The organism is Barnesiella sp. An22, from assembly GCF_002159975.1.
Lineage (GTDB): Bacteria > Bacteroidota > Bacteroidia > Bacteroidales > Barnesiellaceae > Barnesiella > Barnesiella merdigallinarum.
In genome coordinates, this window is the sequence record NZ_NFJR01000003.1 from 307,571 (window position 1) to 334,413 (window position 26,843).

A 26,843-nucleotide genomic window follows, 5' to 3' on the forward strand; every position below is an offset into this window, starting at 1 on the left:
GCTTTACATGTTATACTTCTTCAATAATTTCAACACTCTCAATATTTCACCGACGTTGGCGGCATAGCTGATGGCTCCACGACCGGCGAAGGGCGGGTTGCCGTCGAACAGCTCGGAGATGGACCCGATACAGGTTTGCGACATCTCGTCTTCAAACCCGATGAGCATCCGCTCCAGGAACGAGACACCACTGATGCCGAACACCTTCAGATAGGCCTCGGCATAGGCGCCCATCAGCCACGGACGTGCGGGCCCCTGGTGATAGGCATACTCCCGCTCGGTCTGCGAACCTACATAGGTGGGGTTATAGCCGTAGCTCTTGGGGCTGAGCGTGCGGATACCCTTGGGGGTAAGCAACTCGCGCGTAACCACCTCGAGAGCCCGCTTGCGCTGACGCTTGTCGAGCGGCGAGTAGTCGAGCCCCAATGCTATGAGCATGTTGGGCCGTACACTCCAGTCTGACATCGAGCCGTCGACATAGTCGATCAGGTAACCATAATCGTTCAGGAAGGTAGCTACAAACGTCTCGCCCGCCTTATCGGCAATGGCATTCCACTGTTCTACCCTCGAAGCCAATTCCATATCTTCGGCAAAAAGGGCGGCAGCAAACTTCAAAGCATTGTACCACAACGCATTGAACTCTACCAAATAACCGCTGCGCGGGTTCACGGGGCGACCGTCAACCACGGCATTCATCCACGAGATTACCCGGTCTTTGCCATTGGAGTAGAGCAGCCCGTTGTCGTGCAGGAAAAGGTTGGGATGCTTGCCTTTGACAATGTAGTCGAGAATATCGCACAGGAAACGGCCATACTTCTCGCGACAAGTCTCCATACCCTTCTCCTTGGCATACTGATAGATAGTCCAGGTAGCCCACAGCGGAATATCGGGCAGGTCGAGTTCGCCGATGTTTTCGTCGAGTTCGCCGGTAGTCATAAAGTGACGCAGGGCCTTCTCGGCCGAAGCCATCACGTCTTCAAACGTCTGGTCGTCGCCAATGGCCAGCGTACACCCCGGCAGGGCAATAAACTGGTCGCGGGCCCGTACCCTGAACCAGGGATAACCGGCCAACAGATAGTGCCCCTTCTTCTGCTTGAAGTAGAACTGCTGAGCCGAGTTTTTCAGGCAGTTGTAGAAACTCGAGCGACACATGTGGCGATTGGCCAACTCTACTTCGTAAGTGTGAGCCAACGAGCGGGGTTTGGCCTCGACGGTTCCCGCCGAGAAGATGATGCTTTCGCCCTTCTTGATAGGTATCTCGAAGTAGCCCGGCACATAGAGGTCCTCCTGATAGGGATAGCCTCGCTCCTGGTCTTTGATATACTCGATGCCCTTGTACCAATGGGGGTCAAATACAAACTTGGGGGCCTTGTTGAACTGCATGTACAACCGGGGATAGCCCTGGTACAGACAGCAGCTTATGCCGTTGGCCGCCTCTTCGTAACGCTGGTCGAGCGCATAGTTTTCCACGCACAGATCGTTGGCATTGCGGAAGGCAAGAAACGGACGGAATTGCAGAATCGTCGGGGAGTGAGCATCGACGAGCGTATACTTGATAAGGATACGGTTCTCGTGCGAGATAAACACTTTTTCTTTCGTCAGAATCACACCGCCCACCCGATACATCGTCTGGGGCACCGACTCGCAATTAAACTCTCGAATGTACTTGTGTCCGTTCGGGCTGAAACAGTCGCCCTTGTACTTGTGCAAACCCAAGTTAAACGCAGCGCCGTGCTGAATCACTGTCTCGTCCAGCGACGACAACATCACGTGATTGTCCTTATCCAGCTCGGGGATAGGAATTACCAACAACCCGTGTTGCTTGCGGGTGTTGCAATCGACGATAGTCGTACAATGATACGCGCCCGACTTGTTGGTACGCAGCATCTCCTTGGGCAGCGACCACTCGAGGTTTATCATCAGGTTCTTGTCAAATTTCAGATAACTCATATCTCAATTAAATTTCTCTTACTTGTGTCTTTTTCATAATTTTTTCGGACTCTTCGTTCTATTGCAAATCATTTACCCCTTGCCCTATTCCAAAGATCCCGAAACATGCCATTCATATTTGTTTCGAATTTAACATAAACCGAAATAAAATGCAAACATTTTCTCAGCGAAAAAGGCATGTTCTTAAACATACCTTCACAAACGACAATATATCAATGCCTTAGAACGATTATAAAATCAAAAAGGTTCCGGCCGAAACCGGAACCTTTTCTGATTTATCGCTTGATGATTCGTTCTACCCGATCGCCACAGCGCACCAGGTAGAGCCCCTGAGTCAACTGCGACATCTCTACGACGGTCAATCCTTCGGCAGGCTCGACAATCGAGACCGTGTGGCCCGACAAATCGTAGAGATAGATTGTCTGCTCGGCCCCGCTCACATAGAGCTGATGGTCTACTACCGTAGGATAGATGCGTACCTGGGCCGACATCGTCGACTCGATTGCCGAATAGCCGGGGTCCTCCTCGGTCAGCACGGGATAGCCCTCGTTTTGTGCGGCATCGACCATCCAGTAGAAGGCCTTATGCTCGGTATTGGTCGCATTGTATGCGCGGGTCCAGTTGTTCAAGCCGGCGGCAAACGTGCGGGTCTTCATTTCGTCGGCACTCAATGCACGGCCCAGATAATCGCCGGCAACCACACACCCCGACTCATAGTAGCTATTCTCTACGTTGGCATCTTGCGGAGCAATCGGGGCAACGATTCCACCCGTCGTCGACACAGCACCCACATTGTAACAGTTGGCTACCCGAACCGCTATAATCCAGTGACCCGATATACCACCCACGTACGCCAACTCATCAGCAGATATTCGCCCGGTATTGTAACAGTTTATTACACTCGATTCTTGACTGGAATAACCCAGAATACCTCCGGCTGAAGAGTAGTCGTGCGTTGAACCCTCGACTGTTACATCAGCGCTATTGGCACAATTCAGAATCGTCGAACTGTCCAAATATCCTCCTATACCTCCCGTGAAGGCCATATAGACCGAATAGTTGCCCGTTATCTGCACCTGGCCTGCTACCGGGCCCCTGTTTTCACACTGGTCAACGACCGAACCAGTCGCATAACCCACAATGCCACCCACATAACCATAGGGAGCCTCGAGTTCGACCGAAGCCCGGTTGATGCACGCATCGATTGTCGAGTTGTAGGCATACGCGGCAATACCACCGCCATAGGTCGAACTCTTTACGATACAGTCGTCGGCCAGTACCACATGGGAGATGTGAGCTTGCGCAATCTGCCCGAAGAGCCCAGCAACGGCGGTATAGGCCGAGATTACCTCGCTGTGCAGATTGTGAATCTCGTAACCGCCGCCGTCGAAGGTACCACGGAAGGCCACGTCTACCGAACCTATCGGCTCCCACTTGAGACCGTCCAAATCGATATTGCCGGCCAGTGTCACCATCTTCCCTTCGAAGGTAGTGCCTGTCTTGACCAGATAGGCCAAACCGGCCAACTGTGCCGGGGTCGAGAGGGTAAACTCGGTTTGCGACTCGTCGTACCACGAAGCATCGTAGTTCCCTTCCGAGGTCCACCAGCCACCTACCTCGATATTCCCGCCCAATACGGGATAGCCGTTGTTCTCACCGGCCCGGATTTCCCAGGCGGAAAGAGTGGGCGAATAGGGATCGCTATCCATCACAGACGTAGCATTGGCGGTGAGCAGTCCGGCAAATTCGTCACGCTTCATTTCGTCGGGTTGCATGGCCACACCTTTGATATTCAAGCCGGTCGTATCGGCCATGCACGTCACATCGTAGTACCCGTTTTCCAAAGAGAACTCTGTCGGATTACCCAGAGGCGAAATCTCTACAATAGCCGGATTGCCATCCACCTCTATACCCGTGGCCGACAATTTGCCTGCATGATATACATTCGTCTGATTGGAATAGGAAGCACAAATTCCACCCACATGCACATCGGGGCCGGTTCCCGATACGTCACCTACATGGAAACAATTTATAATACGGGCATTTACGCCTGCCAGGCCCGAAACCCAGATAGTTGCATGATCAGACACGGCAACGATACGGCCACTGCTCGATGAATTGTAAATGGGTTTGTAGGATATGTCGAATCCCACCAGTCCACCTATGAACGACTCGGTATAACCCTCATGGCTTACCTCTATTGAGGCCTGGCTGTGACAGTTATTCACACTTGCTCCGTCAAATACACCGGAGACCGCACCTACCATTCCCTGCAACGCAGCGACTATCTTCACGCGCACCGAGCAGTCATCGGCCAAGGTAATATTCCTGACTTCGCCAGAAGTACACCCTATAAATCCAATCAGTACAGCACTTCTTACCCGACCGCAAGAATAAGACTCTACCTCTACATCCATGTGATGAATCGTATGGCCATTGCCATCGATGTTACCCCGGAAGATTCGGTAATTGTAACCGATGGGCACCCAACGATGACCGCTCAAGTCTATATCGTTGGCCAGCTTCACTGTTTTACCGGTGAAATCATAAGAGTGATAAACCAGATAAGAGAGGCCGGCCAACTGTGCCGGAGTCGAGAGGGTAAACTCGGTTTGCGACTCGTCGTACCACGAGATGTCGTAGTTCCCTTCCGAGATCCACCAGCCGGTAGCCTGCTGTTGCTCGGTACTCAACTCGGGGCCATTTGCACCCTGGCGCCACTGCGACAACGATTCGACCCACGGGTCTTTCTCCAAAATGGTCATGACCGCCTCGTTCATCGTGGCCACCTGAGCCTGAGAGAGCAACTCCCCTTGCGAGAGGGCATACTCGTTATCGCTCACTTCCTCGGGCAAGCAACCGGCCCGGTAGTAGCCATGTTCTACAAATTCGTTTTCAAAAGTACCGGCTAAACCGCCAAACCGGGGAGCCTCAGCCACTCTGTCGGCAGTAATCGGCAATCGCCACCCATCCAGATACCCCACAGATTCTCCATTTTCATAAGCAGAGATGAGTATCACTAAATTTTCGTCCGTGAAAGTAATTGCATTCCCATCCGTCGAAAGCGTTACCACCAGTTCACCACTTGCACCCGTCTCATTTTCCAAGGTCAACGAATAGCGGTTGGAATACATTCCTACCATCTGTCCCAGGGGAATGTGCAGCTTTCCATCGCTTTCCAGATTCCCGGTCATCGAATAGCTCATCTCGGCACGAGTAGAGTAGATAGACAAGATATATTCATCGGCCGAATCAATCGAAGGCGAAATCGTCACGTCTAACGGAATTTCAAGATCCTCTTCTCCCTGGAAAGGCGACAAAGCCGAGGCGTGATACGTGCCCACCCATTCACTGTCGGCACCTTGTGCGGCTACCCGGCCATTAAATATCGACGACAACAGCATGGCATTCATGCAGTTGCCTGCCAAACCGCCGGCCGTATTGCCATATACCGTAGCATCGGAGCGACAATTCGTAATCGAACCTGTGCTTATCAAGCCCGCTATCGAACCGGCCGTCAAGCCCGATACCATACACGTAGAGGAGAGCATAAGGTTACAGATATCGGCACCCTCGGCATATCCAAACAACCCGGCATAAGCAGCGCCGTCGACCCGCATTCCCGAGATGGTATGGCCACAGCCGTCGAACAGTCCCACGAAAGAGCGAGCCCCATCCTGGGTTTTATTGCCAATCGGTATCCACCGATAGGCCGACAAGTCTATATCGGCTCCCAAACGAACCGTTACACCATTCGCAAGGCCTATGTGATAGACCAAATAGGACAAGCCCGCCAACTGTGCCGGAGTCGAGAGGGTAAACTCGGTTTTCGTATTGTCGTACCACGAGGTATCGTAATTGCCCTCGTCCCACCACGAGGAGGTAGGACAAACCTCGGTACTCAAGGCAGGGCCTGAAGCCCCCGATGTCCACATGTTCATACTCTTCTCGGCTTGTGTCGGAGCCACCTCACGCACATACTCATTCAGGTCGTCGACCAACTGCGACGATTGCATCTCCTCATCGGTAAGTGCCGTACCCACTACCTGATTGGCATTGGTTACACTGTTTTCGGAGTAGTAGCAATACGCCCAGTCATATCCGCCGCTACCGACAAGCGCTCCACTCACGTCATCGCTCAGTAACCGGGCCGAGAGGGGCATCACCAGACTTTCACAAAGATATAAAGACTCACCGTCTTCGGTCATCAAAACAGCAAACGTATTGCCCTGCGATGTGGTCAGGGTCACCGTCCTTCTATCGTCGGAGAGCGTTCCCAAAAATTCACCCTCGACAAAGGCCGTAGTTTCCTCCAAAGCACACAAATAGAGCTTCCAGGTATCGCTCGAGCCTACATACTGGCCCAATGGAATGTGCAGCAGGCCATCGCTCCCGACCTTTCCGCCAAACTGATACGACAAAGCTTGTACCCCGGCAAACGAAATATCCAGGCTGTCGGGATAATCGGTACGCGGTACAAATCCTATCTGAAAACCTTGCGAAACCGAGCTGTCGGATCCACTGGGTGCATATCCAAGATAATTACCCGACCATTTCTCGGGGAGGAACTTCGAAACCCGGCCATTGAATACACACAGGCGAACCCGCGTACCATTGCAGGCCCCGACCAGTCCGCCTACCGTATGGCCCGAAACAGTAGCTTCGGAGTAGCAATTCTCTATCACTCCCTCGTCGTCTATCGAACCAATTATGGAACCGGCGATATTGCCGCTTATCTGACAATCGGAGGCCAACATCACATTGCGTATCTCGCCCCCTCGCACATACCCGAAGAGTCCGGCATACTCCTGACCGGTCACATGCAGGCCCGAAATCGTATGCCCGCCACCGTCAAATGTACCTCTAAACGAGATTTGAGAGGTGCCAATCGGTATCCACTCGTGGGCCGACATATCCAAATCGGCCTCCAATCGTATGGTTACATTCCCAAAAGAATAACCCGAAGAGAGCCTATAGGCCAAACCGGCCAACTGCTCGGGAGTGGTCAGCCGATACAGTCTGACCGAACCATCAAACCACGATATATCGTAGTTTCCCTCATCGATCCAGGTCGTAGTCTGGGCCTGTTGCCGCCGGGCCATAACCTGCTCCCGACCGGACTGCAGCCGAGACCAGTCGCGCCCTGTAACCTGAACGGGAACCGACCACGACGGAATCGTCACCTTCGAGAGTCGCTTGCCGGAGAGCGACATAACCGACTCTCCCTTCGACAACTTTGCCTGTACAGACTTCTGTCCGGGGAGGGCCTGCGAACGGTTCGGAGCAGAAGCCTCGTTCAAACCCTTCAGCCGCATCTGAGCCAGCTGTACGGGCGAGAGCCGCTTCAACGGCTGTTCGGTAGCCCCTACGATTCCCACAGCCAAGCAACTCAATACCAATAATGTAAGAATTCTTTTCATATATATTTCGATTAAAGTTTGTCCCTGTCTCCAAAATATAGCGAAGTAAATAAGCAGTCCCAAAGTCCTCCTTTTGATTTCAGCCCATCGTTTATAAATGCAAAGAAAATAAAAAATATAATACTCGAGCTGTTTTTCCTTTCCTTTTTTTACATACCGACCCACAGAGTCAACAATTTATATAACAGCAGCGAGGCGGAGCACCCCAATCGGGTACTCCGCCTCGACGATATATCGCTATAAAAAAGTTACTACTACGAGAACGACTCGAGCGCTACGGCCAGATTCTGCAAGAACATGCGCACCGAGAGGGCCAGCAGAATGATACCGAAGAACTTGCGCAGCACATATACACCGGTCTTGCCCAGCACTCGTTCCAAGATGTGCACGTTGCGTATCACGATGTAGATGACAATGATGTTGAGCACCAAAGCCGCCAATATACTGCCCAGGCCATAGAGTGCCCGCAGCGAGAGCAGCGTGGTGAACGAACCGGCTCCGGCAATGAGCGGGAATACGATGGGTACAATCGAGGCGGCACCCTCGGGGCCGTCGTTTCTGAAAATTTCAATACCCAACAGCATCTCGATAGCCATGACGAAAATGACCAGGGCACCAGCGATGGCAAACGACGAAATGTCGACCTGGAACAACTCGAGAATCATATTTCCCATAAAGAGGAAGGCCAGGAAGGTGACGAGCGAATAGACGGCAGCCTTCCACGCCACAATGTTATGACCCTTTTGCTTCATGTCGATAATAATCGGGGTAAGCCCCGTAATATCGATTACCGCAAACAAAATAATAAAAGCACTCAGGAAATCCTGAAATTTAAACGACAGTATATCCATATTCCATATAGTTTAGGCGTGTGTGACAACAATTCAAAACCGGCTGTGCAAAGGGCTATACACCCGTCGGTATCACTCCGAACAGACCTTCGTGGCCGCCGCAAAGTTAATGAAAAAAAAAGAAATCAATACTTTCTAAACAAAGAAGATGTTTTAGCATTTCAAACGAAACATAGTGAAAAAAATTTGTTAGTTTTGAGAATCCTAATTGAGACACTATATGGACAGCATGTATGATGTTTTATTACAACTCCCTATTTTCCAAGGAGTAAGCCGGAATAAAATATCGGAGTTGATCGAGAAAATGAAATTCCATTTCCTCAAATATCCCAATGGCGAGAAAATCGTCACAAGTGGTGAAGAATGTAATCATCTGAAATTTCTCATTTCGGGCGAAATCAGGTCGGAACTGATTACGCAAAACGAGAAGATGAAAATTACCGAAAAAATACAGGCGCCTAATGTCATAGCCCCCGAACATCTGTTCGGCCGCGATACCTATTTCCCGGCCAACCTGTATGCCGAAGGCACCGTAGGAATCATGCAAATCGAGAAGAGTTCGGTCGTACAAATGTTGCAAGAAGAACCTATATTCCTCATCAACCTGCTCAACATTCTGTCGCGACGCTCGCAAAAGGCTCTCGAAAGCTTCACCGCCCTCTCGTCGAACGACTTGAAAGAACGGTTGGCATTCTGGGTGCTGAGCCTTACGCAACAAAAATCGAGCGACATCCACATCATCTGCAAGCAAAAAGACCTCTATGCCTTCTTCGGGGTACAGCGGTCGGTATTCCTTTCGACACTCGACTGTCTGAAAGAGAGCGGCATCATCGACTACACGGCCAAAGAGATTGTCATCCTCGACCGCTCCCGATTGAAAGACCTGTTGCTCGACTCGACCGATAAAGAGGACTTCTAACCCAAACATTCCACCTCATCGAACGAGGTACCCAAATGGTCACCTCGCACCATGAGTGTCCGTATAAAATCATAAGAGAGAGAACCGCGCTCAGCCACCACGACACGGTTCTCTCTCTTTTTTCTACCCTCTTCCACACAAAAACGAGAGGTCTGCCGAATCCGGCAAACCTCCCGTTTTATCTCCGCTTCCCGTCAAACGGGAAACAGCAGCACATCACTTCTTCTTACTTTTTCACTACACGGAAGCTCTTCGAACCCTCGTCGGTAGTCACAACCAGAATCATGCTACCGGCAGGAAGCGTATTGGCTTCTATTCTGTTTTCACCTTCGCTCACGGCTACACGTTTCAGCAAACGACCGGCCAAATCGTATACACAGGCTTCGCCGGCGGCTGTCGAGTTGAGGTTGATCTCACTCGTAAACATCGTGGGATAAACCGTCATTTGGGCAGCCCGATTGCCATCGATTGCCGAAGGAATATCTTCGAACTCAGCTTCAATATCGAGGCTTTCGGCCGGTACATCAACGGTGAGTTTGTTGTCCACCACGTCGGCCGTTCTATCGACCGAGTTTACCATGAGGCTGGCTACCTGGTAATTCTCGTCGGGAATCAAGGTAATCTCTACTTGTTCACCCACGATTATCTCGTCGTTGTTGTTGAGCAAAGCATCTTCACCGGCATAGCGAACCTCGATGGTACCGTTGGCGGGCGAGTTGAGAGTCAACACGGCCAAGTCTACGGGAGCAGGCTCCACGATATTCATCACGAAGTCGTAGCAACCACCCTTGTCGATAGCATCCATAGCCGTGTGCTCGTGGGCCGACTTGTTGTGCCAGGCATCGGAGAACTGGATTCTCAAGCGGGTTTCGGCAATCTTGGCATCGGCCGGTACCGTGATGTTGACTGTAAAGTCTTTCAGCATCGTGTTACCATTGTCCGACAAAGTAGCGTTGGTATCTTCGTACGAGTCAATACCTACCTTGGTAATCATCTCACCCTCGTCATTGAAGTCGTAGTCGCGATTCCAATCGGCAAAGAGTACGGCGTGGCACCAGATCATGGCTGTGGTACATTGTACACGCAGCGAGAAGGTCTGACCGGCCTCTACCGTAAAGGGAGCCTGCGTGTCGATAAATACGGTCGAGGGTTTGCTCGACTGGGTGTAATCGAGATTTTCAACGGCATCGGTCGTGGTGGCCGAAGTTACATAACGATCTTCGGTAGAATGTATCGTACCGGTAGGTTGCTCCCATCCGGAGAGGAAGGTGTAGGTGGCCGAAGCCATCACACTGTTCGACATGCCCTCTTTCACGGCAATGGCTTTGACGGTAACCGTCTCGTTCAACGTAATCGGGCCTTCATAGAGGGTCGATTCGGTAGTCGGAGTCGTATCGTCGAGCGTATAGTAGATTTGAGCATCTTCGGTCTCGGTCGTAATCGTGAGGGTTTGTTCCTCGGTATAGTATCCACTCTCCAGCGAGAATACGGGAGTAGCGACAGCTTCCATACCCGAAGGTTCGGTATAGGTATCGGCGTTGTCGGTGAGCCAGTCGAGCGAAACATTCAGGAAATAGGTGCTGTAATCTGTCGTGTTGTAGTTCTCTTCGACATATACACCTATCGTACCATCCTCGAGAATAGCGATTGACGAGTAGGCCGAACCGGTAGCGCAAAGCGTCTTCTTCACGGGCCAGGTTTCACCTTCGTCGTAGCTGAGGAAGAGCGATACGTTTTGTCTTTCGGTAGCGTGGTTGGGAACCGTGTGCAGAATGCGGTCCTTGTCATAGCCGTCGAGTGTAGAGGTATATCTGACGATGTCGCCGTTGCAGTTACAACATATTCATGAAATGTATTGCATCTCCCCGTACCTCAGTCCTCAGACATAACACTATTCATACACAAAGCCTCTAAACACCCTATCGATACAATGCCCCTGCCTCATCACATATCGCCCCGTTACAGATACACGACCAGGATAAAGAGCCCCGATAAATAAATATCTTTATTTTATAGACCGGAATTTTCGAGACGACACCCATTAGGCATCTACCCGCATGCGCCTCGATTTATAAACGAAAAAGTCTTAAAAAAAGAGGTCCGAGACCTTTACAGGCCCCGGACCTCCCGGTTTTTATGGTGCGACTAAACGCGTCTTGTGTTTTTAGTCTTCCTGTTCAACACCCCATTGCTGTTTGGCCAGACGACGGTAGTTGTTGTAACGCCATCTTGCGTTGTCTTCGGCAGCTTTGAACAGTTCGGCAGCCTCGTTGGGATATTGTTTCATCACCGAAGCGAAACGAACCTCGCCTTTGAGGAAGTCTTGGAACTTCGACCAGTCGGGCTCTTTGCTGTCGAGCGTGAAGGGGTTCTTGCCCTCGGCTTCCAACTCGGGGTTGTAACGCCACAGGTGCCAGTAACCGCAAGCTACGGCAGCAGCCTCTTCGGCCTGCGATTTACCCATACCGGCCTTCAGACCGTGGTTGATACAGGGAGCGTAAGCGATGATAATCGAAGGACCGTTGTAAGCCTCGGCTTCGCGGATAGCCTTCAAGGTTTGAGCCTGGTCGGCACCCATGGCTACCTGAGCACAGTATACATAGCCGTAGGTCGAGGCGATAAGGCCGAGGTCTTTCTTACGTACGCGTTTGCCGGCTGCGGCAAATTTGGCGATGGCGCCGACAGGGGTAGCTTTCGAAGCCTGACCGCCGGTGTTGGAGTAAACCTCGGTATCGAGTACCAGCACGTTGACATTCTTGCCCGAAGCCAATACGTGGTCGAGACCACCGAAACCGATGTCGTACGAAGCACCGTCGCCACCGATAATCCATTGCGATTTCTTGATGAGGTACTGGCTGAGCGATGCAATCTCCTTGCAGATTTCGCACTTGTCGGCGTTAGCCTTCACGATGGGCGTGATTTTGGCCTCGAGCTCGACGGTGCGGTCGGTATCCTCACGGTTGGCAATCCAGTCGGCAAAGAGCTCTTTGGTCTCGGCCGGACAGCTGTCGCTTTCGATAGCCTGGTTCATGAGTTTGGCCAGACGGTCGCGCATCTTCTCTACGGCGAGCGTCATACCCAGACCGAACTCGCAGAAGTCTTCGAACAACGAGTTGGCCCAAGCTACACCTTTACCTTTTTCGTTGGTGGTATAGGGAGTCGAAGGAATCGAACCCGAATAGATCGACGAGCAACCCGTGGCGTTGGATACCATCTCACGGTCGCCGAAGAGTTGCGAAATGAGTTTCACATACGGAGTCTCGCCGCAACCCGAGCAAGCGCCCGAGAATTCGAACAACGGCGTAGCGAACTGCGAGTTCTTCACATTCGACTTGATGTCTACCAGGTGTTGTTTGCTCTTCACGTGGTCGGCACAATATTCCCAGCGGGGAGCTTCGCTCAACTGGCTTTCCAGATCGGCCATCGAGAGAGCCTTGCCGTTCTTGTTGCCCGGACATACATCGACACAGTTGCCGCAACCCAGACAGTCGAGCACATCGACCTGCATGCGGAAGTGCATGCCCTTCATCGTGGCAGGTACCTTCATCTCGAGCGTCTCACCCTCTTTGAAAGGCGAAGCAGCGAGCTCGTCTGCATCGAGAACGAACGGACGAATCGAAGCGTGAGGACAAACGTAGGCACACTTGTTACATTGGATACAGTTGGCGTTGTTCCATACGGGAACGAAAGTAGATACACCGCGTTTTTCGTATTTGGCGGTGCCGGCAGGCCAAGTACCGTCCTCGATACCCGAGAAGGCCGAAACGGGCAGGTCGTCACCGGCTTGTGCGTTGATGACTTTCACCACCTTCTCTACAAATTCGGGAGCCTTGCTTTCAACGGCCTCGTCGTCGGGAAGGTTGGCCCATGCGGGATCAACGGCAACTTTTTCGTATTCACCACCACGGTCTACGGCAGCGTAGTTCTTGTTGACTACATCTTCACCCTTCTTGCCATACGACTTCACGATGAATTTCTTCATCTGCTCGATAGCCAGGTCGACCGGGATAACCTCGGTGATACGGAAGAAGGCCGATTGCAGGATGGTGTTGGTGCGGTTGCCCAACCCGATTTCCTGAGCAATCTTCGTAGCGTTGATGGTATAGAACGAGATGTTCTTCTGAGCCAACGTACGTTTTACGTTGTTGGGCAGGTGTTTTACCAGTTCGTCGGCCGTCCAGATGGTATTGAGCAGGAAGGTACCGTTGGGACGGATACCGCGCAATACATCGTACATGTGCAGGTAGGCCTGAACGTGGCAAGCCACGAAGTTAGGCGTATTTACCAGGTAGGTCGAGCGGATGGGGGTATCGCCGAAACGCAGGTGCGAGCAGGTGAAACCACCCGACTTCTTCGAGTCGTAGGAGAAGTAAGCCTGGCAATATTTGTCGGTGTTGTCGCCGATGATTTTTACCGAGTTCTTGTTGGCACCTACCGTACCGTCGGCACCCAAACCGTAGAACTTGGCCTCGAACATGCCTTCGCCACCGAGAGCCAGCTCCTCTTTCGGGGGCAGCGAGGTAAAGGTAACGTCGTCGACGATACCGATGGTGAAGTGATCTTTAGGCTCGGGCAATGCGAGGTTTTCGTAAACCGACAGGATTTGAGTCGGGGTAGTATCTTTCGAAGCCAAACCGTAGCGGCCGCCTACGATCAGCGGGGCATCGGCCTTGCCGTAGAATACGTCTCTTACATCGAGGTAGAGGGGCTCACCGTTCGAACCGGGCTCTTTGGTACGGTCGAGTACGGCAATGCGTTTTGCCGTCTTGGGCACAGCAGCCAGGAAGTGCTCGGCCGAGAAGGGACGATACAGGTGAACGGCTACCAAACCTACCTTCTCGCCCTTGGCCATGAGGTAGTCGATAGCTTCGCGGGCAGCCTCGGTTACCGAACCCATGGCGATGATTACGCGGTCGGCATCCTCGGCACCGTAGTAGTTGAACAGGTGGTAGTCACGGCCCGTGATTTCGTTGATTTTCTGCATGTAGTCCTCTACGATAGCCGGTACAGCCTCGTAATATTTGTTGGAAGCCTCACGATGCTGGAAGAAGGTATCGGGGTTCTCGGCCATACCGCGCATAACCGGTTTCTCGGGGTTCAAAGCGCGGGCGCGGAACTCGGCCAAAGCCTCTTGGTCGATGAGCGGAGCCAGGTCTTCGTTGTCGAGAGCTTCGATTTTCTGAATCTCGTGCGAAGTACGGAAACCGTCGAAGAAGTTGATAAACGGTACACGCGAACGAATCGTAGACAAGTGAGCGACACCGGCCAGGTCCATCACCTCTTGAACCGAACCTTCGCACAACATGGCGAAACCGGTCTGACGAGTCGACATCACATCCTGGTGGTCACCGAAAATAGAGAGTGAGTGAGAGGCCAATGTACGAGCCGATACATGGAACACGCAGGGGAGCAACTCACCCGCAATCTTGTACATGTTGGGGATCATCAGCAAAAGACCTTGCGATGCCGTGTAGGTAGTCGTCAAGGCACCGGCCTGCAACGAACCGTGAACGGCTCCGGCAGCACCGCCCTCCGACTGCATCTCTTGTACGAGAACCGTCTCGCCGAAGATGTTTTTACGACCGGCAGCAGCCCATTCGTCTACATACTCGGCCATCGTCGAAGAGGGAGTGATAGGATAGATGGCAGCCACCTCGGAAAACATATACGAGATATGTGCAGCGGCTTGGTTACCATCACAAGTTAAGAATTTTTTCTGTTTACTCATCTTTACTGTTATTAAGTAATTAGTATTGTTTTTTCATCTCTATATCAATATACAAACCCAAACAGCCACAAAGGTATCAAGTTTTCGCTTCCAATCTTCATATTGTCTATGGCATAATAGAAATTGGGATTGATGCGGCTGCGGGGCACATTGCCCTGAACACGGAACAACTGCTCGCGATTGACCAGGAACTGAGCGTTCTTGCTGCCCATGTTCAACCGGTGATCCTTGTGCAACGTATTGTAGAAAAAGGTCTCGCGCACAGCCTGATCGTCGGCCTCGACCGAGCGGTTGGAGTATATGATGTTGGTATTGTGCATATAGACCATGGCCGGCTTCTTGGGGAACTCTTCGCCATCGCGATAGAGCATGTTGATGAGGCGGGCATCCTTCAGGCTCTTGATGTAGTTCATCACCGTGGCCCGCGAAATCTGTATGTCCTTGCTCAACTGGCTCACATTGGTGGGTGCCGGCGACTGTACCGAGAGCAGGTACATGAGCCGCCGCACCTTGGGCAGATACGACAACTCTATCTGCTTGATCAGGAGTATATCGACCTCCATAATCATGTTGATGTTCTTCACCAGATTTTCCGAGAAGTTGGTCTTATCGAGGAAGAACGGATAGTAACCGTGGTGCAGATAGCCGGGGAAGTAATCGAGCGGATTGACCTGACTGCAAATCTCTTGAGCTATCGTCTTGTGATGGGCCATGATGTCGTCGAGCGTGTAGGCGGGGAACCGGGTCGAAGCCATCAGATTCAGATACTCTCTGAACGAGAAGCCCCGCAGGTTGTACGAGTCGACCAGGCCGGCCAGCACGGGATTCTCCTCTTTCAACCGCATCACCGACGAACCGGAGAAGATAATCTTCAACTCGGGGAAAGTATCGTAGCAGTATTTCAGCTCTTCGGACCATCCGGGATACTTGAACACCTGGTCGATGAGCAGCACCCGGCCGCCCTGACTGTAAAAGCGCTCGGCAAACTCCCTCAACGTATGCTCCGTAAAGTATAGGTTATTGAGATTGATATACAGGCACGACCGGTCCAAGCCGTAATTTTCCTTGGCATACTGCAACAGAAAGGTGGTCTTGCCCACTCCCCGACTGCCCTTGATGCCTACCAGACGGCTGTTTTTGTTGATTTGATACATCAAGTCGCGTTTGACCGGCGACTCGACATGCTCAACGAGATACTTGTGTGTTCTATAAAACGATTCCACGGCTTCTCTCTTAAACAGGGGGCAAAGATAATAAAACCCGACTATTTTGGCAAGCCGACTTTGCAATTTATAGTGAGATTGTGGAGTTTACATCCGATTTTAACATTCTTTCAACTCTCTCTGTTCTCTCGATTTTCATCCCCTTCTCCCACCCGACGGGGCTTTGCGAGACACTCCATTCAACCGGGAGAGCCTCTCTCAAGGAGAAACAAAAAAAGAGAGAGGCTGCCATTCAGCAACCTCTCCCCCTATTGTGTTTTGTTCTCTTGTGCAGTAATTACTCAGCCGGCGAAATAGTAGCGGCACGGTCGAGGATATAAGAACCGAAGCGATCGAGTTTGGCATCGCTGGTCTTTTGCTCCAGTTGGTCGGGATTTACACCGTAAGAAACCAAAGCATCGTAAACTCTTTCGGCACGAGCCTTGCGCAGTTTGGCATTGAAGGCAGCCGTACCCGTTTCGCTGTCGGCATAACCGGTGATGACATATTTCTTGCCTTCGTTAGCCTTGATGGCTTTCGCTACGGCTCTCAACACTACGCGGTCTTTCGATTGCAGTTCCGAGCTGTTGATGTTGTAGTAAACCGTAACTACGGGAGCAGGTTCTTCAACCACTTTCTCGGCCGGACGATTCTTGCACTCGGCCAATTGTTGCTCGAGGTTGGCAATCTTGCGGTTGGCATCGCGCAACTGAGCTACCAGAGCATCGCCTTCGGCATCGCTATATTTGCCTACAACCGGTGCTACAACAGGAATCTCGGGCGACTTCCATCCACGATCTTTGAATTTGTAGGTTACACCTACCAAAGCCGAAAACGCTTTGCCGTGATTTCCTTCATTAGAAACGGTCGTTTCCAATACGTCGAAACGCAAATCGAGGTTGATGGCCCAAGCATCGCTCAAGCGGAAGCGGTTGAGCAAACCACCACGCATACCCATGTTGGCCCAACTGGGAATATCACCTTCGCCCGATATGCCTACAGGGACACTCATACCGACGTACAGGATAGGCGAATAAACGCGTTCGCGATAACCACAGAACAGACTCGCCAAGTCACCCATCACATCGAGACCGGGAACAATAAGGCCATACGATTGTTTATAATAGGTGTTGTCGAGCATTTCATTGCTAACCCCATGCCCCCACAAAGCGGCACCTTTGATTCCGTAATAATCGGCGCCCAAACGCAAGCCGATAACCGGTGAGAACCATTTCTCAACATTCAGTCCAAACACAGGGGCGATACGTTTGCCAAAAGAGGCATTACTATCAAAACGTCCCAAGCTAAAATCGGCTCCGCCCTCAAGCGAAATCATCCAATTGTCCTTAAAGCTATTCAAGACAATCTCTTTGGAAGATTCTGTTTTAGCTTCCTCCTGGGGAGCTGCTGCAAGCATTGCCGGCGTTGCTACTCCAGTAGCCATAAGCAAAACCGCAAATACAGTCTTCTTCATACTTTTTCCTTTTTTTAATTAAAACTACTTTAATATCGGCAATCCGACCCTCTTCTTTCAAGGAATAGAGCAGATTGCGTCATAGACCCAACTAAATTTTCGGATAAAGGTACACGTTTTTTTTTACTCAGCAAACAATTTTTATTTAAATTTACAAGAAAATCGCTTCTCCGTATTCCAGAGAAGCGATTTCGGTCAAATATGGCAATAGTTTCAACCTTTATTTACCAATGTATGAAGCTATTTCGTGCGCAATATGATCGGGTGTAAAGCCCAATTTCTCGTCGAGCACCTTATAGGGAGCCGAATAACCGAAGCGGTCCAGCCCGTAAATCTTACCACCTGTACCCACAACCGGCAACAGCGTCGAGGGCAAACCGGCCGTCAACCCGAATACGGGCAAGCCGGCAGGGATTACAGCCTCGCGATACGACTGCGGCTGGTCGAGGAAGAGCCCGATCGAGGGCACCGATACGATTTGTACTTTTACTCCCTGACCGTGCAGTATCTCGCTCGCACCGACCAGAGTCGACACCTCTGAACCGTTGGCAACCAGCACCACATCGGGGTTCTCGTCGCGCATCAACACATAGGCGCCCTTCTCGGCCTGCAAGGCATCGGCATAACGGTTGCCCGTAGCCGAAGGCAGGTCGGGCACATCCTGCCGCGACAGAATCAAGGCCGTAGGCGTATCGTTGTTCTCCATCGCCAGCTTCCAGGCGACCAACGTCTCGGCACTGTCGGCCGGGCGCAACACCAATACGCTGTTCTTTCCGCTGTGGTTTTTCAGCTGTTCCAAAAGCCGGATTTGTGCCTCTTGCTCTACGGGCTCGTGAGTAGGACCATCTTCGCCCACCCGGAATGCGTCGTGTGTCCACACATACTTCACCGGCAGCTCCATCAAGGCAGCCATGCGCACGGCAGGTTTCATATAGTCCGAGAATACAAAGAAGGTACCGCAAGCGGCCTGCATGCCGCCGTGCAGCAAAATGCCGTTCATAATCGAAGCCATGGTGAGCTCGGCTACACCGGCGTGCAGGAAGGCACCTTTGAAATTTCCTTTCGAGAAAGCACCGGTCTTTTTCAAGAAGGCCTCGGTCTTGTCCGAGTTGGCCAGGTCGGCCGACGAAACCACCATATTTTTCACCCGCTCGCCCAGATACGAAAGCACGTTGGCCGAAGCCGTACGGGTAGCCACATTGGGCTTGTACTCAATCGAAGCGAAATCGAGTTCGGGCAATTTGCCGGCATAGAAGTCGTGCAGCTCGGCAGCCAGTTCGGGATTCTCCTTCTCCCAGGCAGCCTGCACGGCCTTGCGCTCGGCGACAATCTTTTTCAGCTCCTCGGCCCGACGGGCATACAGGTCAACCACCTCGGGGAATATCACGAACGGATTCTCTACGTTTCCGCCCAAATTTTCAACCGTCTTTTCGTACGAAGCGCCCGATTTGCTCAAGGGTTGCCCGTGCGTAGAATATTTACCTTCGAACTTCTCGCCTGTAGCCGTCACGCAGCCACGGCCCATGATGGTCTTGCCAATGATGAGCGTGGGGCGTTCGGTCTCGCGGTTGGCCAGAGCCAAGGCATCGCGAATGGCCGCAGGGTCGCACCCGTCTATCTCGATGACATTCCAGTTCCACGCCCGATATTTGGCAGCCGTATCTTCGTCGGTCACCGCATCGGTATCGGTCGAGAGCTGCACGTCGTTGCTGTCGAAAAACATAATCAGGTTGTGCAACCCCAGGAACCCGGCTACACGACCGGCTCCCTGCGAAATCTCTTCCTGTATACCACCGTCGGAGATGAACGCATAGATCTTATGGCTGCACCACTCGCCGAAACGAGCAGCCATGAAGCGCTCGGCAATCGCTGCGCCCACAGCCATCGTGTGCCCCTGCCCCAGCGGACCCGAGGTATTTTCGATACCATGTTTCACATCGACTTCGGGGTGCCCCGGCGTAATGCTGCCCCACTGGCGGAACGATTTCAAATCGTCCATCGTATAGAAACCCGCCATCGCCAGCACGCTGTACAACATAGGGGACATGTGCCCGGGATCCAGGAAGAAACGGTCCCGATTGATCCATTGCGGATCCTCAGGATCATACACCAGAAACTCGGAATACAACACATTGGTAAAATCGGCACCACCCATGGCTCCGCCGGGGTGTCCCGATTTGGCCTTTTCAACCATTGCTGCCGTCAATACTCTTATATTGTCAGCCGCTCTGTTCAACAAGCTCGTATCGTTCATGGAATTTTTTTTACAAAAATAATACAATTCGCGAGTATAAACCTACAAAAACAGACAAAAGTTCTCAAAAAGAAAAAGAGAGCGAGGCTCCGGCCCCACTCTCTTTTATCTATATATTTATGCGATAGACAAATAGTCGATCAATCTTCGGTAGGAATATCGGTATTGACATTCTTGCAACCGATCAGGCCATAGTACAGCAGGTATGCCAACATGGCAATTACCAGCCAGTAGCTGGCCAGGTAGCCGAAGCTGCCCGAGAGCATGTTCTGGATAAACGGCATCACACCGCCACCCACTACCATGGCCATGAAGATACCCGAAGCCTTGGCCGTGTATTTGCCCAGACCTTCGACTGCGAGGTTGAAGATACCACCCCACATCACCGAGGTGCACAGACCGCAGAGTACCAGGAAGAGGGCACTCAGGGGAACCTTGGGCGTTTCGAGCGATTTCATCACCGACTCGGGAGTCATCTTCTCCGTAGCCAAGGCTGCGGCATTTTGCTCCAGGAATTCGGCAGAGGGATTGGCCACGAAAGCCTCGGCCTCGGCAGCCGGGATACCGGCATTCTCCAGAAGCTCGACGGTCTTTTTGGCCGGGTCGTATACAAACTTCGGTACATCGAAACCTACGGTTTTAGGCGTGAAGATGGCAATCAACGTGAGGACAATGGCTACCGACGAAACGGCTATCAACTGAGCGCGGGTCGAAACCTTGCCGCTGATCAAGCTACTCAAGAAACGGCCTACCAGCATCAGCAACCAGTAGATGGCCACGATGGCACCACCGATGGCGGCCCCGTTCACCAGAATACCGGCACCCTTGGCACTCGTATCGGCCATGAAGAAGTTCAACTGAGCGGGGATACCTACCTCGATACCTACATAGAGGAAGATGGCAATCACACCCAGCAACGTGTGACGGAAGGCCAGCGGGCTATGCTCGAATTTCTCTTGGGGCTCACCCTTCTTGGCCAGGTGAGGTTCAGGGATGGCAATCGCCGAGATGATAATGAACGAAACGGCAAACACGGCCATGGCGATGAAGAGCAGCGGAGTCACGTCGCTCATGGCGGTCTTGTCGGTTACCGAACCGATGAGCACACCCACGAAGAGCGGGGTAAGCGTAGCGGCCAGCGAGTTGAGGGTACCACCGGTTTGAATCAACTGGTTACCTTTGTTACCGCCACCACCGAGCAGGTTCAGCATGGGGTTTACCACGGTGTTGAGCATACATACGCAGAAACCGCAGATGAAGGCACCCAACAGATAGATAATCAGGTTCAGATACACCTCTTGTCCCCCTACGGAGAAGAGAGCCGTATCGGCACCCACAACACTCGACAAATACTGAATAAAGAGGCCCACGAAACCTACGGCCATAGCCGTAAGAGCTGTTTTCTTGTAGCCGATTTTCACCAGCATCGTACCCGCAGGTACACCCATAAACAGATAGGCCAAAAAGTTCATCATGTTACCCATCATGCCGGCCCACGAATACTGGTTACCCCAGATAAGTCCGAACGGTGCCGCCAGATTGGTGACGAAAGCAATCATTGCAAACAGGAACATCATTGCGATAATGGCAATAATTTTCCCCTTGTTTTTCTGATCTGTACTCATTTTATAAGATTTTAATTTTAATGTATTTAGAATAATATAAATGTCTCTATTGATATATGTGTGTGTCTATTCACGTGAATTCTTTTTCGGCCTTCTGTTTTTCTGGAAAACTTAAAATTAAGGACAAAAGTAATGCTTATTATTCAGCTACGAACACAACAAATATATGTTCTTAAACATAAATTTCATGGTCAAACACTCTTTCAAGCAGACGAGCGGGCCTGCTCAATAGACCCGCTCGCCGAATATCGAAGTACCTATGCGCACCAGCGTACTGCCATGCCGCAGAGCCAGCCGGTAGTCGTGCGACATACCCATCGACAGCTCGGTAAAGGCTGCAGCGTCGACCGTACCCGAGGCCCTCAGTTCGTCAAACAGACTCTTCAGCTCGCCGAACTCCCGGTCTACCTCGGTCTCGTCGTCGGTGAGCGTGGCCATACCCATGAGACCGCACACCCGCACATGCGGATACCGCTCCAGGGGCTTCCCGCTCAGCCACTCGCGGCACGACTCGGGGGTGAATCCATACTTGCTCTCCTCGCGGGCCACATGTATCTCGAGCAGACAATCGACCACCCGGCCGCACTTGGTTGCCTCGCTGTCGATCACACCCAGCAGCTTCTCGCTGTCGACACTGTGAATGAGGGAGATGAAGGGGACGATATATTTCACCTTGTTGGTTTGCAGGTGGCCTATGAAGTGCCACTCGATATCCTTGGGCAGCGCCTCGTACTTGCCCACGAGCTCCTGCACCCGGCTCTCGCCAAAGATGCGTTGTCCCGACTCGTAGGCCTCCATCAGGGCCTCGGCGGGGTGAAACTTCGACACGGCCACCAGGCGGGTACCCGCCGGCAGCTCCTGTCGTATGTTGGCTATATGTTGCGCGATTTCGTTCATCACTCTTTCGGTCGGTCCTCCTCCTGCGTCTTGCCTTCGGGATTAAACGGATAGACATCCATGAGCGGGGTCTCGGCAATCGACACGATTACCCAGTCGGCCATGGTGCCCTTCATGCCGGCATTCAGATTCTTGAGTGCGGTCTCAAAGTCGGCAGCCTGCACCAGCATGTACGATGCGGTGCGTTTCTCCATGCCGCTCTTCTCGTCGAGGGTGATGAAATTGATTTTACACTTGTACCAGCGGTCGCCCGTCTCGTCGAAGAAGAGCTCGCTGAAGTTGGCCCGCTTCACGGCCGACACCGAAAACTCGCCCGAGATAAAGGGCGACACCTCTTCGATGATGCGCGCCTCGGCCTCGGTAAAGGAGAGGGCATCGACCAGATAGGGTTCCGTTACTTTCTTCTGCATGCCGTTTTCCAGCATCTTGTCATATTTGACTCTGCATTCAAACCAGTTTGCCATACGTTTCTATTCAAAAAAAGGAGGTGCTGCGCACCCCCGGTGGTTCGTTATATCGGTTAATATTCTATTTTGTCGCTTTTGTTCTCCCACTTCTCGAAAGCCTTGATGGCCTCGTCGTGCATGAGGGGGATGGCCTTCAAGTGCCGCTCATCCATCGGCAGAGCCAACTCGTCGTAAATAAACGAGTCGTCGAACCCGATAGCCTTGGCATCGGCCTTGGTGTTGCCGTAATAGACCTTGTCGAGGTGCGCCCAATAGATGGCCCCCAGACACATGGGGCAGGGCTCGCACGAGGTGTATATCTCGCACCCGCTCAGGTCGAAGGTACCCAGCACGCGAGCCGCCTCGCGAATGGCATTCACCTCGGCATGAGCCGTGGGGTCGTTCGAGGCCGTCACCCGATTGGCACCCCGGGCGATTATCCGGCCATCCTTCACGATTACGGCACCGAAGGGACCGCCGCCGTGGTCGATATTGTCGAGCGAAAGCTCTATGGCCTCGCGCATAAAGGTATCTTTCTCACACATATCTTCTCTATTAAAAAGCTCAAACACGCGGTGCCGGGTTCCCGACAGACCGCCTCAAGGGTGCATCTTCCCTCTTGGGTATACAAAGATACGAATCAAATCGGGAGAAACAAAAGAACTCCCGCCGAAAAAGAGCCGCCCGCCTCCGATTTCAATCGGCATCGGCCGCCTCCTTCAGGCTCCGGTTCACCTGGTCGATATAGTCGAGCAGTTCGTCGCGCCCGCTCCCCCGCTCCGACGAGGTAGCAAAGATGGGCGGCAACTCCTCCCACGTCTCGAGCAGCACCTGTTTGTAGTGCTCGATGCCCGACTTGAGGGCCACGGGCCCCACCTTGTCGGTCTTGGTAAAGACGATGGCAAAAGGCACGCCGTTCTCGCCCAACCAGTGTATGAAGTCGAGGTCTATCTGTTGCGGCTTGTGACGACAGTCGAGCAGCACAAACAGGCAGGTGAGCTCCTGACGATGGAGGGCATACCCCTCGATCATCTTGCGCAGTGCCTCGCGGCTCTCCTTGCCCCGGCGGGCATAGCCGTAGCCGGGCAGGTCGACCAGATACCAGCTGTTGTCGATGAGAAAGTGGTTGATGAGCATCGTCTTTCCCGGCGTGGCCGAGGTCATGGCCAACCCCTTCTGCCGGGTGAGCATGTTGATGAGCGACGACTTCCCCACGTTGGAGCGTCCGATAAAGGCATACTCGGGCAACCGATGCGACGGGCAATCCTGCACCCGACTGCTGCTCACCACAAACTTGGCGTTTTTTATCTCCATATCAATCTCTTTTTTCAGATGTTCAGGGAGGACAAATATACTGACTTTTTCCGGATTTCCTACTTTCGCCCCCGGTTTGTACGTCGAGGACGATCGGCAACACGCTCAATCTCAACCCGTCGCACAGCATACCGGGTGGATACCGCATCGAGGTGCGGTATGACCAGTACGTCACCCCGCGCTGCGACGCGGAACCGGTAGACCGTAAATCATCTATTTATATGTTTATCATTATTATAACATGACAAAGCCCCGACTTGTGCAAGCCAGGGCTTTGTTTTATCCATTCAACAGGTCTCAGGACTGAGGTTATACCTATTTAGACACACCTTCAAGCACTTGAAGAAGAGTCGGTTACTTCACGATAAATTTCACCGTGCGCGACTTCGTGCCATCATTGACCATAAGCAGATACATGCCGGCAGGGAAACTGGCATCTATGGATTGCCACTCGCCACACGTCAGTGTACCGGCGCTCATGGTTTGTCCGGTTATCGACACCACGCGATATTGTACGGCCGCAGCGGTTGTGCCGCTCACCTGTACCCAGGCCGTGCCTCGTGTCACGGGGTTGCTGCGCAACTTGACATCCATTTCCAGACCGTTGCTACCCTTAATCTCTTCGACAGCTACCACCGGTTCGGTAGTGAACTGTTTCTCCTCGCCATAGACTGTGCCGCTCGCTGTCGTGGCAAAGGCCCGGAAGCTGTAGGTCGTGCCCGGCTCAAGGTCGGTGAGTGTGGTCTGCATCCTTATCCCCGAGACAGTTACCTTTTGTACTCCGCCATTCGTCGAAGCCTTGGTGAGAGGCGTTGTAGCCCAATACTCGAAGCCCTGGCTCGAAATGGCATCGGAGCCTTCCAACGCATATCCGTTGAGAGTCGCACCGTTGGCGGTAACCGACAGGGCATCGTAGGTGCGCACCTCGGGCTCGAAGTATACCGCCGCATCGCCGGTAAAGAATACCGCCCAGTCGCCATAGTAATAGGTGTCATTGATCTTGAGGAAAGGGCGATACTTATAGTAAACCTCGGGATTGACATTGCGCAGCGACCCCACGAGATTACCCTCCACGACGGGGCAACTCACCTCGTTTGAGGGCATCTCGTCAGGAGCATCATAGCGTCTCCATTGAAATCCCGCACGCATCTCCTCATCATCGAGGTTGGTCGTTGCCATCAGTCGAACACTCGTGGTCGATGTGGGTTGCGCACTCTCGGTGGTCAGACTGGGATGCAACGTCGCTACCTCCAAGGTTGTGCGATCATATCCTCCCTCTTCGGTGTGGGTGGCATAATAAAAGGTGTATGTTCTGTCGGGAGACAAATTGGTCCATTTCATCTCATCGCCGCTTATAAATTCTTTCGATCCTGAGGTTTTGGTGAACCCGCTCTCTATGAGTGTTGCGTCGCCATGGCCGCTATCCCCTTTTACGGTAATGGTCGTAGGCGTCCGCGAAATAACACTTATCGAGGGAGATACATCCAAGGTTTCAAATGATTCAGCATGCTGTTCGGTAGAATATAGTATAGTATCCCCATATATTGCATAGGCCCTGATATAATAGGACAATTCCGGAATCAGTCCGGTAATTGTAACCACCCCCTCTTCATCTACCGGATAATAAGAGTCTATACTATTCCCCCACCACCAATCACAGATGCACATTCCGTACTCTGTACACCAAGAAGGTTTTATAGATTCAACTCGAAATTGAAAAGTGGTTTGAGTTCGATTTAGGAATGTATATGTGGGATTAGGGACTATTTCTCCCAGCTTCTTCGACAATTTTTGGTCGGAGTGGTCGCCTATGCTTACCCCTATACTCAAATCATATTCCGGCCATTCGGGTGTAGTTTCAAAATAATAATAACCATCGGCACCTTGCAGGAGCTCCTGATAATTACCGTCTTTGGAACTTTTATACTGCACATAATTTATAGTCACGTTCTCATATCGAGGTGTAAGAGAGACTTTGAATGTGCCATTAGTGAGTTCACTCCGTGTTTCAATATAATAATCAGCAAGCGAATATATACTATCTGTAGGGTTGTCAAATATATCCTGTTGCTCCATCGTCAACTCTTGCACGTACAGGTCCCCTTGCCACCCATCTAAGCAATCTCTAAAATCAGTTTCGGGGAACATAAATAATTTGGCAAGGCTATCGCAACCATAGACAAAACCATTTTCAATAGATGTAACAGAACCTGGTATTAGTAATTCGGTGAGGCCACTACATCCAGCGAAAGCGTAACTGCCAATGCTTGTGACAGAATTAGGAATAGTAATGGAAGAGAGGCTCGTGCAATCATAGAAAGCTCTATATCCGATGCTTTTTACAGAATTACCAATAGTGACGTAAGAAAGGCTCGTGCAATCATTGAAAGCGGAACCGCCAATGCTTGTGACAGAATTGGGGATAGTAATGGAGAAGAGACTCGTGCATCTTAAGAAAGCGCAATCGCCGATACTTTTTACAGAATTGGGGATAGTGACGAAGGTGAGTCCAGTGCAATCCTCGAAAGCGTAATCTCCGATACTTGTAACAGAATTGCCAATAGTGACGGAGGTAAGGTTCGTGCAACCATCGAAAGCGTTATCTCCGATACTTGTGACAGAATTGCCAATAGTGATAGAGGAGAGACTCGTGCAGAGTTCGAAAGCAGCTTCGCCGATGCTTGTGACAGAATTAGGGATAATAATGGAGGTGAGTCCACTACAATCAGAGAAAGCATAGCCACCGATGCTTTCTACAGAATT

The 26,843-nt window shown here is 51.9% G+C and carries 15 protein-coding genes and 1 pseudogene; 1 reads left to right on the plus strand and 15 read right to left on the minus strand.

The window, feature by feature from the left end; all coding sequences use genetic code 11:
- Positions 1 to 3: 3 nt before the first annotated feature.
- From B5F38_RS05305 to B5F38_RS05315, 3 genes are all read right to left on the minus strand, one after another.
- Positions 4 to 1,950 carry a glycogen debranching enzyme N-terminal domain-containing protein gene (locus B5F38_RS05305; protein WP_087408264.1) on the minus strand — a complete coding sequence of 649 codons (1,947 nt, stop codon included), beginning with the start codon at positions 1,948 to 1,950 and terminating at the stop codon, positions 4 to 6.
- A gap of 275 nt (positions 1,951 to 2,225) precedes the next feature.
- Entirely contained in the window at positions 2,226 to 7,370 is a 5,145-nt protein-coding gene (locus B5F38_RS05310; protein WP_143240918.1) for a GLUG motif-containing protein, read from the minus strand.
- 254 nt (positions 7,371 to 7,624) lie between these two features.
- Positions 7,625 to 8,221 (minus strand): MarC family protein, encoded by a 597-nt coding sequence (locus B5F38_RS05315; RefSeq protein ID WP_087408266.1) that lies wholly within the window; start codon positions 8,219 to 8,221, stop codon positions 7,625 to 7,627.
- A 304-nt stretch (positions 8,222 to 8,525) separates the two neighbouring features.
- Between B5F38_RS05315 and B5F38_RS05320 the strand changes: the two genes are divergently transcribed.
- The gene (locus tag B5F38_RS05320) at positions 8,526 to 9,140 is read left to right on the plus strand and encodes a Crp/Fnr family transcriptional regulator (protein ID WP_241147807.1); all 615 of its coding nucleotides are present in this window, start codon (positions 8,526 to 8,528) and stop codon (positions 9,138 to 9,140) included.
- Between the two features lie 226 nt (positions 9,141 to 9,366).
- On the opposite strand, the gene B5F38_RS05325 is transcribed toward B5F38_RS05320, so the two are convergent.
- The 12 genes and pseudogenes from B5F38_RS05325 to B5F38_RS14490 form a co-directional block, all read right to left on the minus strand.
- Positions 9,367 to 10,830, minus strand: a complete 1,464-nt coding sequence (locus tag B5F38_RS05325; protein WP_087408267.1) for a chitobiase/beta-hexosaminidase C-terminal domain-containing protein — start codon at positions 10,828 to 10,830, stop codon at positions 9,367 to 9,369.
- 474 nt (positions 10,831 to 11,304) lie between these two features.
- The gene (gene nifJ, locus B5F38_RS05330; RefSeq protein ID WP_087408268.1) at positions 11,305 to 14,868 is read right to left on the minus strand and encodes a pyruvate:ferredoxin (flavodoxin) oxidoreductase; all 3,564 of its coding nucleotides are present in this window, start codon (positions 14,866 to 14,868) and stop codon (positions 11,305 to 11,307) included.
- Between the two features lie 44 nt (positions 14,869 to 14,912).
- Positions 14,913 to 16,091, minus strand: coding sequence for an AAA family ATPase (locus B5F38_RS05335; protein ID WP_162611671.1), 1,179 nt, complete (start codon positions 16,089 to 16,091; stop codon positions 14,913 to 14,915).
- Between the two features lie 277 nt (positions 16,092 to 16,368).
- Complete coding sequence (locus B5F38_RS05340) at positions 16,369 to 17,544, minus strand: OmpA family protein (protein ID WP_087408270.1); 1,176 nt, start codon at positions 17,542 to 17,544, stop codon at positions 16,369 to 16,371.
- 220 nt (positions 17,545 to 17,764) lie between these two features.
- Positions 17,765 to 19,798 carry a transketolase gene (locus B5F38_RS05345; protein ID WP_087408271.1) on the minus strand — a complete coding sequence of 678 codons (2,034 nt, stop codon included), beginning with the start codon at positions 19,796 to 19,798 and terminating at the stop codon, positions 17,765 to 17,767.
- A gap of 140 nt (positions 19,799 to 19,938) precedes the next feature.
- Positions 19,939 to 21,423 (minus strand): MFS transporter, encoded by a 1,485-nt coding sequence (locus tag B5F38_RS05350; protein ID WP_087408272.1) that lies wholly within the window; start codon positions 21,421 to 21,423, stop codon positions 19,939 to 19,941.
- Between the two features lie 225 nt (positions 21,424 to 21,648).
- On the minus strand, positions 21,649 to 22,320 hold the full coding sequence (locus tag B5F38_RS05355; RefSeq protein ID WP_087408273.1) for a YggS family pyridoxal phosphate-dependent enzyme: 672 nt from the start codon (positions 22,318 to 22,320) through the stop codon (positions 21,649 to 21,651).
- Positions 22,320 to 22,784: a DUF4494 domain-containing protein gene (locus B5F38_RS05360; RefSeq protein WP_087408274.1), complete on the minus strand. Its 465-nt coding sequence runs from the start codon at positions 22,782 to 22,784 to the stop codon at positions 22,320 to 22,322. Before B5F38_RS05360 ends, B5F38_RS05355 begins: the two co-directional genes overlap by 1 nt.
- Before the next feature lie 56 nt (positions 22,785 to 22,840).
- Positions 22,841 to 23,311, minus strand: a complete 471-nt coding sequence (locus tag B5F38_RS05365) for a nucleoside deaminase (protein ID WP_255376492.1) — start codon at positions 23,309 to 23,311, stop codon at positions 22,841 to 22,843.
- Between the two features lie 151 nt (positions 23,312 to 23,462).
- Complete coding sequence (yihA, locus tag B5F38_RS05370; RefSeq protein WP_087408276.1) at positions 23,463 to 24,080, minus strand: ribosome biogenesis GTP-binding protein YihA/YsxC; 618 nt, start codon at positions 24,078 to 24,080, stop codon at positions 23,463 to 23,465.
- Positions 24,081 to 24,434: 354 nt separating this feature from the next.
- Entirely contained in the window at positions 24,435 to 25,421 is a 987-nt protein-coding gene (locus B5F38_RS14485) for a T9SS type A sorting domain-containing protein (protein WP_241147811.1), read from the minus strand.
- A gap of 819 nt (positions 25,422 to 26,240) precedes the next feature.
- Positions 26,241 to 26,843, minus strand: a pseudogene (locus B5F38_RS14490) (leucine-rich repeat domain-containing protein); the annotation flags it as partial.

Bases quoted from the DNA above. Each gene is read 5' to 3' on its own strand.
- B5F38_RS05305 (WP_087408264.1), bottom strand. From the start codon at position 1,950: ATGAGTTATCTGAAATTTGACAAGAACCTGATGATAAACCTCGAGTGG.
- B5F38_RS05310 (WP_143240918.1), bottom strand. From the start codon at position 7,370: ATGAAAAGAATTCTTACATTATTGGTATTGAGTTGCTTGGCTGTGGGA.
- B5F38_RS05315 (WP_087408266.1), bottom strand. From the start codon at position 8,221: ATGGATATACTGTCGTTTAAATTTCAGGATTTCCTGAGTGCTTTTATT.
- B5F38_RS05320 (WP_241147807.1), top strand. From the start codon at position 8,526: ATGAAATTCCATTTCCTCAAATATCCCAATGGCGAGAAAATCGTCACA.
- nifJ (WP_087408268.1), bottom strand. From the start codon at position 14,868: ATGAGTAAACAGAAAAAATTCTTAACTTGTGATGGTAACCAAGCCGCT.
- B5F38_RS05340 (WP_087408270.1), bottom strand. From the start codon at position 17,544: ATGAAGAAGACTGTATTTGCGGTTTTGCTTATGGCTACTGGAGTAGCA.
- B5F38_RS05345 (WP_087408271.1), bottom strand. From the start codon at position 19,798: ATGAACGATACGAGCTTGTTGAACAGAGCGGCTGACAATATAAGAGTA.
- B5F38_RS05350 (WP_087408272.1), bottom strand. From the start codon at position 21,423: ATGAGTACAGATCAGAAAAACAAGGGGAAAATTATTGCCATTATCGCA.
- B5F38_RS05355 (WP_087408273.1), bottom strand. From the start codon at position 22,320: ATGAACGAAATCGCGCAACATATAGCCAACATACGACAGGAGCTGCCG.
- B5F38_RS05360 (WP_087408274.1), bottom strand. From the start codon at position 22,784: ATGGCAAACTGGTTTGAATGCAGAGTCAAATATGACAAGATGCTGGAA.
- B5F38_RS05365 (WP_255376492.1), bottom strand. From the start codon at position 23,311: ATGTGTGAGAAAGATACCTTTATGCGCGAGGCCATAGAGCTTTCGCTC.
- yihA (WP_087408276.1), bottom strand. From the start codon at position 24,080: ATGGAGATAAAAAACGCCAAGTTTGTGGTGAGCAGCAGTCGGGTGCAG.
- B5F38_RS14485 (WP_241147811.1), bottom strand. From the start codon at position 25,421: ATGAAATGGACCAATTTGTCTCCCGACAGAACATACACCTTTTATTAT.